Here is an 11,715-nt window from a genome sequence, read left to right as displayed (position 1 = left end):
CGTATGAAAAAATCGCCGCACCAAGAACTCGGGCATACAAAGCGACGCATTCTGCTCGTGGAAGATGAAGTCATCGTTTCTCTTGACATTAAAAACCGTCTGACGAGCTTGGGGTATGATGTCGTAGGCCTGGCAACTGAGGGACAACAAGCTGTTGAGATGACGATGTCTCTCAAACCTGACCTTGTCCTTATGGATATCATGCTTGATGGTGAAATGGATGGTATCGACACAGCGTGTGAACTCCGCAACAATATCGACATTCCTGTTGTGTACCTGACCGCGTTTACCGACGATGTCACATTACACCGTGCAAAAATAAGTGAACCATTCGGGTATATCATCAAACCTTTTGAAGACCGAGAACTGCACACCACCATTGAGATGGCCATTTACAAACACCGTCTCGAAAGTCGACTGCTTCAAAACGAACGGTGGTTGTCTACAACATTACGCAGCATTGGCGAAGCCGTCGTCGCAACGGATACCAGCGGCCGTATTCAATTCATCAATCCTATGGCGGAAAAGCTTCTTGGTTGGAATCAAGTTGATGCCTTTGAAAAGAATTTAACAGATGTCTTTAATGTCAGTGACAAAAACGGACAACTTGAAACGCAAGAAGTTTTAAACGTCGCACGCGGCGAAACCCCCTCTTCACGGTCTGAACTCAAACTGAATGTTCGTGGATCCGGCTCAATTCCGGTTGAACTGAACGTTTCTCCTATTATTGATCCCAAAAATCAGTTCATGGGCATCGTGCTCGTATTTCGGGATATTACCAAACGAAAGAATGCCGAAGCAGCCTTACGCCGATCTGTCAGTGAATTGCGACGTACACTTCAGGAGACGGTCAATGCGCTGGCGGCAACGAGTGAAAAACGCGATCCGTATACGGCCGGACACCAGCAACGCGTCGCGCAACTTTCATGGCATATTGCCAAATATATGGGGTTCGATGAGGACCAACTGCAATCGATTCTCATTTCAGGACGATTACATGATATCGGCAAAATCTACGTTCCTGCCGAAATTCTTTCCAAGCCTGCGATATTGACGAGCATGGAAATGGGAATCATGAAATCGCATTCTGAAGTGGGCTACGATATTCTCAAAAATGTGCCTTTCCCGTGGGAAATTGCCAAGATTGTTCTTCAACACCACGAACGAATCAATGGAACGGGGTATCCTCACGGATTGTTTGGCACGGATATCCTTCCGGAAGCTCGAGTCATTGCCGTAGCGGATGTGGTTGAAGCCATGTCATCTCATCGTCCCTATCGAGCCGCCTTGGGACTCCATGTTGCATTGGATGAAATCACCAAAAACAGAGGAAATCTCTACGACGCAGACATTGTCGACGCCTGTCTTCATCTCTTCAACGAATACGATTTTTCATTTGATGATGATCGTTTCGCTATCCCATCACCAGGAGAAGCAGTATGAAAAAAGCGCTGATTGTTTACGGTTCTTCCACAGGAAATACCCAAAGGGCCGCCGAATTTGTTCAAGCAGCACTACAAGAACGCGGTTTGGATGTTGATATCGACAATGTGATCAACCGCGGTGTTGACGTCTTCGAAGAGCCTTACGATTTGTTCTGTCTTGGCGTTTCCACCTGGGGAGCCATCGAAGACGAGGTACAGGAAGATTTTCTCCCCTTTTATGAAGACATGGTCGGGCTTTCCCTGAGCGGAAAGCGCGTTGCCGTTTTTGGTTGCGGCGATTCCGGCTATACCTCGTTTTGTAAAGGCGTCGATGCTGTCGATGATCAAGCTCGAGATTGCGGCGCAACCCTTGTCGCCGAGAGTCTCAAAATTGACGGCGATCCCACCGGCGAGGAGGCAAGAATTGTTGCCTGGGTGCAAAAGGCCGTTTCTGCTTTATAACGTAATGATATTCCCGGGTTGCCCTCCCCTCTGCCCGGGAGATCATTATTGGGGAGCAATCCATATTAAACTGACTTGCCGGCCGCTCTCTTTGGCTTGTCTATACGAAAAGAAGAGGTCAGGCAGGCTGTAGGTACAGAGATCGAGACGAAAAATATTATTTCTCTTCAAACCGGCTGCCACGAGTTGATCTTCGGTAAGACGCCAGAGATCCACTGTTTTCTTCTTAGAATTGAAGTAATCAATAAAGTCCGATCCGAATTCACGCTCAAAATTTTTAAATTCTGCAGCTCCAGGGCCTAAGCTTGGGCCACGTACGGCCATGAGGTCAGCCGGTTTGATGCAGTAGTGCTCACAGAATTTTTCAACAGCCGTGATTGGGAAACGCAAAACATTTCCTCGCCACCCCACATGCAGTGCAGCAATATATTGACCGGAAGTATGCGCAAGCATGATAGGTTGGCAATCTGCAGTCTTAATTGCGAGCGCGCATCCTGACAGTGACGTTGCTTGGCCGTCGGCTGTGAAAGATTCCGGCTCATCAGTAGGTCTGCCTTCAGGTTCGAAAATCATATCGTCGCCGTGCACTTGACGAAGCCCACACCACCTCTCAAATCCAAGCTGCTGGCGTATTGCTTCTCGATTAGCGGCAACGTGATCAGCACTATCATTGACATCGAACGAGACATTTGCACCACCATAGCTTTCCGTGCTCTGCCCCCCACGCCGCGTTCCAAACGCGACGTTGATGTTCCCAAGAAAAGGAAACGCAAAATTTATTATTTGTATGTATTCGGCCATATAACCTCCTTTTCCGTCACAATGGCATCGACCTGCTTATCCCATGGTTCGCATGGTAATTCATCAACAATTTGAAAGTCATAAGCAAGTCCAATGAGGAAGCACCTATCAAAATGTCGATCCCCGAGCAATCTATCGTAATAGCCCCCACCATAGCCGAGACGTCGCCCCTCCCTATCAAAGGCAACACCTGGGATAAGCGCCATGTCTACATAAATATCGTGGAGAGGTCGACAAACAACAGGATCGGGTTCCGGAATTCCATACGCACCTGGTCGAAGTTGATGGATGTCATGGATGCAGGCCATATCCATTATACCGGGCTCATCAGGACGACATCGTGGAAGCAGTACTTGGACATCACGGTGCAATGCATCGTTCACGAGGTCCATCGTACCAACTTCGTTTCGTACGGCTATGTAAAGAAGCATTCGACGAGCCTGTTTCCAATGGGGAAGTGCCATTATTTCTTTGGCAATGGTTCGGCTCGCCTGACAAACCACGTCGTCATCAAGCGAGCGTCTTGATTTGAGCATGGTAGCTCGTTGATTTTGCTTTTCTGGGCAATGTCGCATATACCACCTGTGGGGTGAGATTGAAGCTGCATGCAATTATGCCCCTCAATTAAGGAGCGTGTATGTTGCAAGATACTTTTTTTATCGGCATAGGCGATATTCATGCCGATCTTGGTCCCCTCAAGCGCATTCCTGATGTTTCTGCGGCAAACGCTATTATCATCAGTGGGGACTTGACCAACCGCGGAAGCACAACAGAAGCTGAAGCCGTATTCTCCCAGGTTCGTGCCGTCAACCCGGTTGTTTATGCGCAAATTGGAAATATGGATACGACTGCAGTTGATGCAGTGCTGACACAGCACGGCATCAACATTCATGGACATGCCATTCAACTGACTCCTGGTCTGAGCCTGATCGGAGTTGGCTGGTCTACCCCCACTCCATTCGGAACGCCAAGCGAAGCACCGGAAGATCAAATTGAGACTTGGCTTGAATCCGCCTACGAAAACATTGACAAAAACGACCGTCTTCTTCTGGTCTCCCATACGCCACCGTTCGGAACGCTCGTTGATTGTATCGGCTCCGGTTTGCATGTGGGAAGTTCTGCAGTACGCCAATTTATTGAACGCGTCAGTCCTGATGTCTGCTTAACAGGCCATATTCACGAATCGGCCAATATTGACACAATTGGTAGCACGACCATCGTCAATCCAGGTATGGCGACCGATGGAGGATATGCTCGTATCAATTTTTATAACGGTCAGCTGTCGGCCGATCTTCACTATGTAGGACAAAGTTGATATCAATATGCTCTTTTGAGTGAAACGATTCGAGGACGACATGAACATTCTTTGTATTACAGATATTTCTCTCTATAGAGCATATCTCACAAAGTATTTCTTGTCGCGTGACATTCAATATCGCTTTCTTCCTCTTGATATCAAAAACATTGTGTCGGTGTTGGCTAACAATGAGTTCAACATTCTGTTGCTCCAAGCTCAATACCTTGATTTCAGCTATAAGGAAGTCATCAACCAGCTTCAAGATGCTGGAACCAGCCTCAATATACCGATCGTTACACTTCATGCCCAGTCGACCAGTTTGTCCAGACTGCCCGAAAATAATGAGGTTATCCATGTGGATCGGAAAAGTCTGGTAAAAGCACTTGATGACTTTAAACAACGATTTGAAGAGCAGACGACTCGATCTTTTCCGGAAAAACGACGCGTTCTTTTTGCGGATACAAGCCGTACCCTCCATAATGTCGTCAAGTCGGCACTGGGACACGGCTTCGAAGTTCTTTATGCTTCAGACGGCATGTCTGCCTATCAACTCTTTCAGGAAAATAAGATCAACCTTATTCTCACGGGCGTTCATCTTCCTAAAATGAGTGGCTTGGAGCTATGCCGCAAAATTAAAGAAGAGGCCGCAGGCAATTATCACCCCGTCATTGTTCTTTCGAGCAATGACGATCCCATGGCTGTTGATACGGCGTTTAACTATGGGGCCGATGATTATCTCGTTAAATCCTTCTCCCCTGAAATGCTTGCCGATAAAGTTTCTGAGCATCTTGATGCCGTGGAGCGCAAACGGTCACATAAAGTTCTTGTGGTGGATGATAGCAAGCTGAGTCGTGAACTCATTCGAAACGCCCTTTTAAAAGTCGGGCTCAATGTCCTGACAGCAAATGACGGTCAGCAAGGATTGGCCGTAGCATTAACAGAAGTTCCGGACATTATCATTACCGACATAGAAATGCCTGTACAAAATGGCTATGAACTCTGCGAAAATATCCGGAGTCACCCAGAGCTTGAGCACTCCTTCATTCTCATGATGAGTTCACGGAATAACCCAAGCGACATGAAGCGAGCTGAACGGCTTGATGTGCGTCGTTATTTTGTCAAACCCTTTGATGTCGAGAAGTTGCAGCTTGTGGTGGAGCAACTTCTTGCAGAAGGGGATCGACAATACAAGCTTGAGTACGGATATGCTTTGGAAAGCATGAAATCTCTTGTTGCTGCACTGGAAGCACGAGACCGGTATACTCAAGGACATAGTGCGCGGGTCTGTGAGCTGAGCATGCGCTTGGCTCGACATGTCGGCCTGGACAACAAAGCTCTGGCCGATCTCGAGATCGCTGCAAACTTGCATGATATCGGAAAAATTGGAGTTCGGGATGCCGTATTGCTCAAACCGGATAAGCTTTCAGACGATGAATACGCGTTGATTCAACGGCATGCCATTATTGGTGCAGAAATATTGAAGCCTATCCGCTCACTCAAAGCCATTATCCCGTTAATAATGCTGCACCACGAACGTTGGGATGGAAAAGGTTATCCGACGTTTCTTTCCGGGGAAGATATTCCTCTTGGTGCACGTATTATTGCCATTGCCGATGCGTTTGATGCTATGACATCGGACAGACCCTATCGTAAGGGGATGCCTATATCTAAAGCGTTGGAAATTATTGAAAAGGAGGCTGGACGACAATTTTGTCCATTCCTCGGATCAAAATTCATCGAGCTTATAAGCATGCTCGATACCTCTATGTCTTTCTCAGATTCAACCTCTACCATACTCACTACGACATGAAATTGCTTTGCTGGAATGTCAACGGTTTTCGAGCCGTTGTTCAAAAAGGATTTTACGATTGGCTGTCCCAATGTGGTGCTGATGTTATCGGCCTTCAAGAAACGAAGCTTCAACAAACACATGAGTCCGACTATCAAAACTTACCTGCCGGATACTCCCCTGTTTGGCTGAGTTCAACCGTCAAAAAAGGATACTCGGGCGTCGCGTGCTTCTATAAGAACGAACCGCTTTCGATTTCTCGGGAACTTCCAGACAAACGCTTCCAAGGAGAAGGTCGGCTTCTCCTTTTGGAATATCCACAATTCTATTATTTTAATATCTATTTCCCCAATGGAGGAATGGGACCGGATCGTTTAGAATACAAACTTGGCTTTTACGATGCATTTCTTGATTATGCACAATCATTGCGTCGTTCCAAGCCTATTGTTGTTTGCGGAGACTTCAATACCGCCCACAAAGAAATCGACTTGAAGAACGCAAAACAAAATGAAGAAACGTCTGGATTCCTTCCTATAGAGCGTGCATGGATTGATAAATTTATTGACCACGGCTATATCGACACGTTTCGCATGTTCGATCAAGGTGAAGGGAAGTACACTTGGTGGACGTATCGATTTGGTGCAAGAAAACGTAATGCAGGATGGCGTATAGATTATTTCTTTGTGTCAGAAGAACTCAAAGATATGGTAAAACGAGCCTGGATTGATGCAGACATTATGGGATCAGACCATTGCCCGGTGGGGTTGGAACTCGAATTTTCCTCATAGAAAAAATGCGGGGCAAGATATCTTACCCCGCATGTATCTTATTCTGGAGAATCAAGTCCTTTTGCTTTGCCGTCTTGAATGTAATACAAGAGTGTATATTTGTCCTTGAGCATTGTGATCAATGTTTCCAGTGAATGCTTACCCGTGCTTTGAACACGAATCGACACTTCACGATACCCATACTCCACTTTTTCATAGGAGGTGAGAACGCTGGAAAGACGAATTTCTTCGCCTTTTAAATAACTCAACAAATCAATGGCCGCGCCGGGTGTATCTTCCAACTTGAAAACAAGTTGAATCCCCTGTCGACAAACACCTGTAACAGCACACAGGTATTTAAAAATATCGGTTTCCGTAATGATGCCGACAAGCGCACCACGAGTATCAATAACAGGTAATCCGCCCACTTTGTTGTTGAGTAAGAAATTGGCAGCCGTGTCCACGGTGGAGTCAGGTGATATGGTTATAGGGTCTTCCGTCATGATTTTTTTGACCTTGAGGTCAAAAAGCCCTTTGCCGGCTTCAGCCTTGGTGGCGTCACCTTCCAGGAATTTGGATGGCATAGCATCACGAATATCTCGATCCGATACGATGCCGACGAGACGTCCCGTCGTATCAATGACGGGTAATTGTCGAATATTGTTCCGACGTAACATATCCGCCGCGTCAAGCACCGTATCATTGACCCCGAGATTATAGAGTCCTTCCGTCATCCAGTCTTTCACAAGCATATCCCATCCTCCTGGTTTTCAGCGGACGCGGACACCCCGCAACCATCATGTTTTCTTTAACTTTTGACAATAAACAACCGATATAAATTTATATCACGCCAAGACAATATGCAAGCATGACAACAGAAAATCCTGAAAGACAGGAGTGATATTCCTTCTCTTGCGCGAAGGAAGCCCAGTATTCAACTTCAATTATCAAAAGAGTATAGCCATGTATTCATCACTATTTTTCCAGATCATCCGTTGTCTTGCTATTGTATTGCTTATGACGACAACTGTATTTGCAGAGCAAACACGAGTGATTGTATTTTGTGGAGGACCAATTGGAAGTACTGCTCAAGTCTTTGCTGATGCATTAACGTCTGTTGTTGCAAGTATTGATGAAAATACTTTTTTTACAGCAGAGAACAGTCAAGGATCTATTGAAAATATCTCACTGCTTAAACAGCATAAAGCGAATTTTGGTATTATCACAATGGCTGACGCCTATATGGCAAGGAATGGAAAACTCTCAACTGTCGGTGTGTCGTCGCAGAACGCCCGTGCAGTAGCTTATCTCTATAACACCCCTGCTCAACTCATCGTTGATGCAAATTCGAACATCAAAACGGTCAATGATTTAGCGGGGAAACGCATTGCCATCGGAACACTCGGGTCAGGAGATGCAGAGGCATGTAAACGTTTTTTGCGTCATATTGGCTTGTGGAAGAAAATAACGCCGGTCTCAATCGGGTATGCCAAAGCGGCTGATGCATTCACTCATGGCGAAGTCGATGCATTTTGGGTGATGGATGGATATCCAACAATTTCAATCGTCAATGTAACTCGAAAACGCGATATCCGCCTGCTTGATCTTGATGGACCTGCACGCAAAAGTGGATTTTATAGAGCAAATTCATATTACTCTCCCACCTCCATTCCTGGAGGAACATACCGAGGACAGATCATGTCGGTCCCTAGTTTTGGGACTGTCACTTATGTATTTGCACGCGCCGACACCCCTGACGATATTGTCTATCGTGTTACGCAGGACATCTACAGTCACAGAGGAATTCGCCAACTTGAAATCGCTCACAAAGCTGCGTTTCAGACGCTTGTTGAAGATGCCTTGCTTGGTTGTATCGTTCCAATCCACCCTGGTGCCAAACGTTTCTACGAATCCATAGGGCTCCCAATTCCGGGCCGAGCTCAGCCCTGAACGTATTTTTTGTCCCGAGTATTGCCCATATTCAATGCGTCGATGCATTTTTCTGGCCTTGATGAGGAAAATACGTAGCAAGAGCGTTATTGAGTGCATCAATCTCCACGGGTTTCCCTAAACAGGCGTTCATTCCAGCATCGAAAATGCGTGGTTTGTCACAGGATGTGACATGCGCCGTCAAAGCAATGATGGGTATGGTTGCATAATCAGCTTGAGCCGAACGAATCTGACGAGTTGCTTCCAGACCATCCATGATGGGCATTTGGATATCCATTAACACGCAGTTGTATTCCCCTCGGCCCAGTTGGGAAATCGCTTCTTTTCCGTTTATTGCCCCATCGGCGGCAAAACCAAGCTTTTCAAGCATTTTCAAGGTTGTCATAAGGTTCGTTGGCTCGTCTTCCACCACAAGAACACGCCCATTTCTCTGAACAGGACGCGTCACTGATTTTTCAGGCGCAGCCTCAAGAGGTTGTTCTTGCAAAACGGTATAAACCTCCAGATCAACCGTGAAGGTTGTTCCAACATCAAGTTGACTTTCGACCGTAATGTGGCCTCCCATTATTTCAACAAGGCGATGAACAATCGCTAACCCGAGCCCAGCTCCGGAATACTTCCGTGTAAAAGAACTATCGACCTGAGTAAATCGATCAAATATCGTGTCGAGTTTATCGGGAGGGATGCCAATCCCTGTATCCGAAACCACTAAACGGAGCGCAATTTTTTCATCGGGCAACGAAATCTTTGGCGCTACGATCTCAATTCGAACATGCCCTGTTTCGGTAAATTTAATGGCATTACCAACAAGATTAAATAAAACTTGGCGGATACGTAGCGGATCACCAACAAGATTCTCCGGTATATTCGAAACGCATTTCGATTCCAAGACGATTCCTTTTTCTTGGGCCTGACTCGAAAAACTTTGCGTAATCGTTTCCAAAATATCTGAAAGGCAAAATGTTTCACGAACCAGTTCAACATGGCCTGCTTCAATACGGGAGATATCGAGAATATCACTTAAGAGACGGAGAAGATTTTGACTAGAGCGAAGTGAAATATCCACATAGTTGGATTGCTCTGCATTCATTTCTGTAGTGCGTAAGAGCTGGAGCATCCCCATAACACCATTGAGTGGATTTCGAATTTCATGACTCATTGTTGCCAGAAATTCGCTCTTGGCGTGGGTTGCCGCTTCGGCCAACTCTTTTGATTGTTTGAGTTCCGCCTCAATGATTTTGCGTTCCTCTATTTCTTGCAGGAGCTGCATATTAAGTTGTTGTTGTTTAAAAAGAATTTTTTGCAACTCGACTTTACTTTCAGCGAGTTCTTTTGTTCTTCTGTAAAGATCAATAAATACACGGACTTTTGAAAGCAAAATATCTGTGTTAAATGGCTTGGTGATGAAATCGACAGCTCCGGATTGATATCCTTTAAATTGATGTCCAACATCAAAATAGACTGCAGAGAGAAAGATTATTGGTATATCTTGCGTGCTCTCACCTAGACGTATAAGTGAAGCCAATTCGTATCCGTCCATAAACGGCATTTGCACATCAAGAATTGCAAGCGCAAAGTCATAATTCAACGTAAGTTTCAGCGCCTCATTCCCGCTTAACGCTTTAATGATCCGCGCATCAATGGAGTGAAGCACCGTCTCAAGCGCAATAAGATTTTCTTTTTTATCATCCACGATCAAGATATTCGGGGAAACGGCCATGATGGTTCTCCTCATTGTGCTGCGCGACACCGTGACGAAACGGTTTTTTGTTCAAAAAGATGAGACAGAAGTATAATTATTTCGTCGAGAGAAGAGATGCAATCTGGTTGTGCGATATTAATAGCCGCTTTGGGCATAGAAGCAAATGCTGCTGTTGCTGGATCTTGAACAATGGTGACCCCTCCGAGCTGTTTAATTTTTTTCAGCCCGTCTGCTCCATCATCGTTAGCCCCTGTCAAAATAATTCCAACAAGTTCATTTTTATAGACATCCGCGGCACTTTCAAACAGTACATCAATGGAAGGGCGAGAAAATTTAACCCGTGCGTCGACCGACAAAGCCAAAGTCCGATCACGTTCTAAAAGCAGATGATAATTGGGAGGGGCGATATACACCGTTCCAGGCAGAACGACCTCTTTATCTTCTGCTTCTTTCACTTTAAGAGAGCAATATTTATTGCAGTATGAAGGAAAATTTCCTTTTTGATTTGGATGCATATGGAGAACAACGAATATAGGGACTGGATATTCATTCGGTAATGAACGAAGAAGATACAATATTGCTTCAGGCCCCCCTGCAGAGGCCCCTAGAACTATTGCTGCAGGATATTTTTCTTTCACAATCTCTCCCTATACAGAGGCTCAAGGACATGGTGATACTGTGATTTTTTCTTATATACCCGCCATTTTCTATCCACAACAGTATAGTGCTCAGAGAGAGAATGCACTGACAGTCGCTCTCTGGAGCCGAGTGCAAGAAACCCACCATTGACGAGGCTTTCATCAAAAAGTCTCAAAACGCGTTGTTGAAGACGAGGATTGAAGTAAATCAAGACATTGCGACAGAGTATGAGATGCATTTCGCCGAAGACTTGATCGACTGCGAGATTGTGAGGAATAAATGTAATCCGCTCGCGCAATGACCGTTCCATAATCGCTGAAGTGTATTCAGCGTGGTAATACTCAGAAAATGAAAATTTACCGCCGGCTTGCTGGTAGTTTATTGTATGTTCACGAATAGAATTCAGCGCATAAATAGCGTCTCGAGCCTTTTCCAAGGCATACATATTAAAATCTGTAGCAAAAATCGTTGTTCGATCGTAGATCCCTTCTTCGCGGAGAACGATGGCTAGGGAGTAAACTTCTTCTCCACTGGAACAACCAGCATGCCAAATACGAACCGATGGATATGTTTTTAGCAACGGAATAATTTCATTACGTATAATAAGCCAAAATGGAGGGTCACGAAACATTTCCGTTACGCCGATGGACAAGGCATGAATCAAGAGTGGAAAAAAAGAATCATCATATAATAATCGTGGGAGCATTTCGCTTATGTGTTGACAGCCAGTGCGTTGAGCAAGCTGTCTAAGCCGACGTGTAATCGAAGCACGAGCGTAATCTCGAAAATCATAACCATAACGATTGGCTGTCGCTTCAAGAAAGAGCCGGACTTCGATGTCTTCGATATCGACCTGCTCCATGCCTTACTCCCAGTATAATTCC

The 11,715-nt window shown here is 45.5% G+C and carries 12 protein-coding genes; 6 read left to right on the top strand and 6 right to left on the bottom strand.

Annotation, left to right across the window (positions count from 1 at the left end):
* Positions 1 to 3: 3 nt before the first annotated feature.
* On the top strand, positions 4 to 1,443 hold the full coding sequence (locus G451_RS31300; RefSeq protein WP_051261829.1) for an HD domain-containing phosphohydrolase: 1,440 nt from the start codon (positions 4 to 6) through the stop codon (positions 1,441 to 1,443).
* Positions 1,440 to 1,886, top strand: a complete 447-nt coding sequence (locus G451_RS0123175) for a flavodoxin (RefSeq protein ID WP_027186112.1) — start codon at positions 1,440 to 1,442, stop codon at positions 1,884 to 1,886. The genes G451_RS31300 and G451_RS0123175 overlap by 4 nt, the downstream gene beginning before the upstream one ends.
* A gap of 45 nt (positions 1,887 to 1,931) precedes the next feature.
* On the opposite strand, the gene G451_RS0123170 is transcribed toward G451_RS0123175, so the two are convergent.
* Together G451_RS0123170 and G451_RS0123165 are read right to left on the bottom strand one after the other, a co-directional pair.
* A complete protein-coding gene (locus G451_RS0123170) occupies positions 1,932 to 2,687 on the bottom strand; it encodes a purine nucleoside phosphorylase YfiH/LACC1 family protein (RefSeq protein ID WP_027186111.1) in 756 nt (251 codons plus the stop codon).
* Positions 2,666 to 3,262 carry a 5-formyltetrahydrofolate cyclo-ligase gene (locus G451_RS0123165; RefSeq protein ID WP_084448737.1) on the bottom strand — a complete coding sequence of 199 codons (597 nt, stop codon included), beginning with the start codon at positions 3,260 to 3,262 and terminating at the stop codon, positions 2,666 to 2,668. The genes G451_RS0123170 and G451_RS0123165 overlap by 22 nt, the downstream gene beginning before the upstream one ends.
* Positions 3,263 to 3,324: 62 nt before the next feature.
* Between G451_RS0123165 and G451_RS0123160 the strand changes: the two genes are divergently transcribed.
* From G451_RS0123160 to G451_RS0123150, 3 genes are read left to right on the top strand one after another with little or no spacing between them, the layout of a single operon-like run.
* The gene (locus G451_RS0123160; protein ID WP_027186109.1) at positions 3,325 to 4,002 is read left to right on the top strand and encodes a metallophosphoesterase; all 678 of its coding nucleotides are present in this window, start codon (positions 3,325 to 3,327) and stop codon (positions 4,000 to 4,002) included.
* Between the two features lie 40 nt (positions 4,003 to 4,042).
* Entirely contained in the window at positions 4,043 to 5,794 is a 1,752-nt protein-coding gene (locus G451_RS31295) for a response regulator (RefSeq protein ID WP_051261828.1), read from the top strand.
* Positions 5,791 to 6,561 (top strand): exodeoxyribonuclease III, encoded by a 771-nt coding sequence (locus tag G451_RS0123150; RefSeq protein WP_027186108.1) that lies wholly within the window; start codon positions 5,791 to 5,793, stop codon positions 6,559 to 6,561. The genes G451_RS31295 and G451_RS0123150 overlap by 4 nt, the downstream gene beginning before the upstream one ends.
* 38 nt (positions 6,562 to 6,599) lie before the next feature.
* Here G451_RS0123150 and G451_RS0123145 read toward each other — a convergent pair whose 3' ends face one another.
* Positions 6,600 to 7,292: a CBS and ACT domain-containing protein gene (locus G451_RS0123145; RefSeq protein WP_027186107.1), complete on the bottom strand. Its 693-nt coding sequence runs from the start codon at positions 7,290 to 7,292 to the stop codon at positions 6,600 to 6,602.
* 211 nt (positions 7,293 to 7,503) lie between these two features.
* Between G451_RS0123145 and G451_RS0123140 the strand changes: the two genes are divergently transcribed.
* The gene (locus G451_RS0123140) at positions 7,504 to 8,490 is read left to right on the top strand and encodes a TAXI family TRAP transporter solute-binding subunit (RefSeq protein ID WP_027186106.1); all 987 of its coding nucleotides are present in this window, start codon (positions 7,504 to 7,506) and stop codon (positions 8,488 to 8,490) included.
* Between the two features lie 31 nt (positions 8,491 to 8,521).
* Here G451_RS0123140 and G451_RS0123135 read toward each other — a convergent pair whose 3' ends face one another.
* Genes G451_RS0123135 through G451_RS0123125 form a run of 3 tightly spaced genes read right to left on the bottom strand, consistent with a single transcriptional unit; the run spans position 8,522 to position 11,693 of the window.
* Positions 8,522 to 10,210, bottom strand: coding sequence for a response regulator (locus G451_RS0123135; RefSeq protein ID WP_027186105.1), 1,689 nt, complete (start codon positions 10,208 to 10,210; stop codon positions 8,522 to 8,524).
* A gap of 11 nt (positions 10,211 to 10,221) precedes the next feature.
* Positions 10,222 to 10,830, bottom strand: a complete 609-nt coding sequence (locus G451_RS0123130; protein WP_034643683.1) for a chemotaxis protein CheB — start codon at positions 10,828 to 10,830, stop codon at positions 10,222 to 10,224.
* Positions 10,827 to 11,693, bottom strand: a complete 867-nt coding sequence (locus tag G451_RS0123125; protein ID WP_027186103.1) for a CheR family methyltransferase — start codon at positions 11,691 to 11,693, stop codon at positions 10,827 to 10,829. The genes G451_RS0123130 and G451_RS0123125 overlap by 4 nt, the downstream gene beginning before the upstream one ends.
* Positions 11,694 to 11,715 lie beyond the last annotated feature (22 nt).

This window comes from Desulfovibrio inopinatus DSM 10711, from assembly GCF_000429305.1.
GTDB lineage: Bacteria > Desulfobacterota > Desulfovibrionia > Desulfovibrionales > Desulfovibrionaceae > Alteridesulfovibrio > Alteridesulfovibrio inopinatus.
This window is presented reverse-complemented; position numbering and strand designations above follow the sequence as displayed.

Excerpts from the sequence above, each read along its gene's own strand:
- G451_RS0123175 (WP_027186112.1), top strand. The coding sequence starts at position 1,440 with ATGAAAAAAGCGCTGATTGTTTACGGTTCTTCCACAGGAAATACCCAA.
- G451_RS31295 (WP_051261828.1), top strand. The coding sequence starts at position 4,043 with ATGAACATTCTTTGTATTACAGATATTTCTCTCTATAGAGCATATCTC.
- G451_RS0123135 (WP_027186105.1), bottom strand. The coding sequence starts at position 10,210 with ATGGCCGTTTCCCCGAATATCTTGATCGTGGATGATAAAAAAGAAAAT.
- G451_RS31300 (WP_051261829.1), top strand. The coding sequence starts at position 4 with ATGAAAAAATCGCCGCACCAAGAACTCGGGCATACAAAGCGACGCATT.
- G451_RS0123160 (WP_027186109.1), top strand. The coding sequence starts at position 3,325 with ATGTTGCAAGATACTTTTTTTATCGGCATAGGCGATATTCATGCCGAT.
- G451_RS0123150 (WP_027186108.1), top strand. The coding sequence starts at position 5,791 with ATGAAATTGCTTTGCTGGAATGTCAACGGTTTTCGAGCCGTTGTTCAA.
- G451_RS0123170 (WP_027186111.1), bottom strand. The coding sequence starts at position 2,687 with ATGGCCGAATACATACAAATAATAAATTTTGCGTTTCCTTTTCTTGGG.
- G451_RS0123140 (WP_027186106.1), top strand. The coding sequence starts at position 7,504 with ATGTATTCATCACTATTTTTCCAGATCATCCGTTGTCTTGCTATTGTA.
- G451_RS0123125 (WP_027186103.1), bottom strand. The coding sequence starts at position 11,693 with ATGGAGCAGGTCGATATCGAAGACATCGAAGTCCGGCTCTTTCTTGAA.
- G451_RS0123165 (WP_084448737.1), bottom strand. The coding sequence starts at position 3,262 with ATGCGACATTGCCCAGAAAAGCAAAATCAACGAGCTACCATGCTCAAA.
- G451_RS0123145 (WP_027186107.1), bottom strand. The coding sequence starts at position 7,292 with ATGCTTGTGAAAGACTGGATGACGGAAGGACTCTATAATCTCGGGGTC.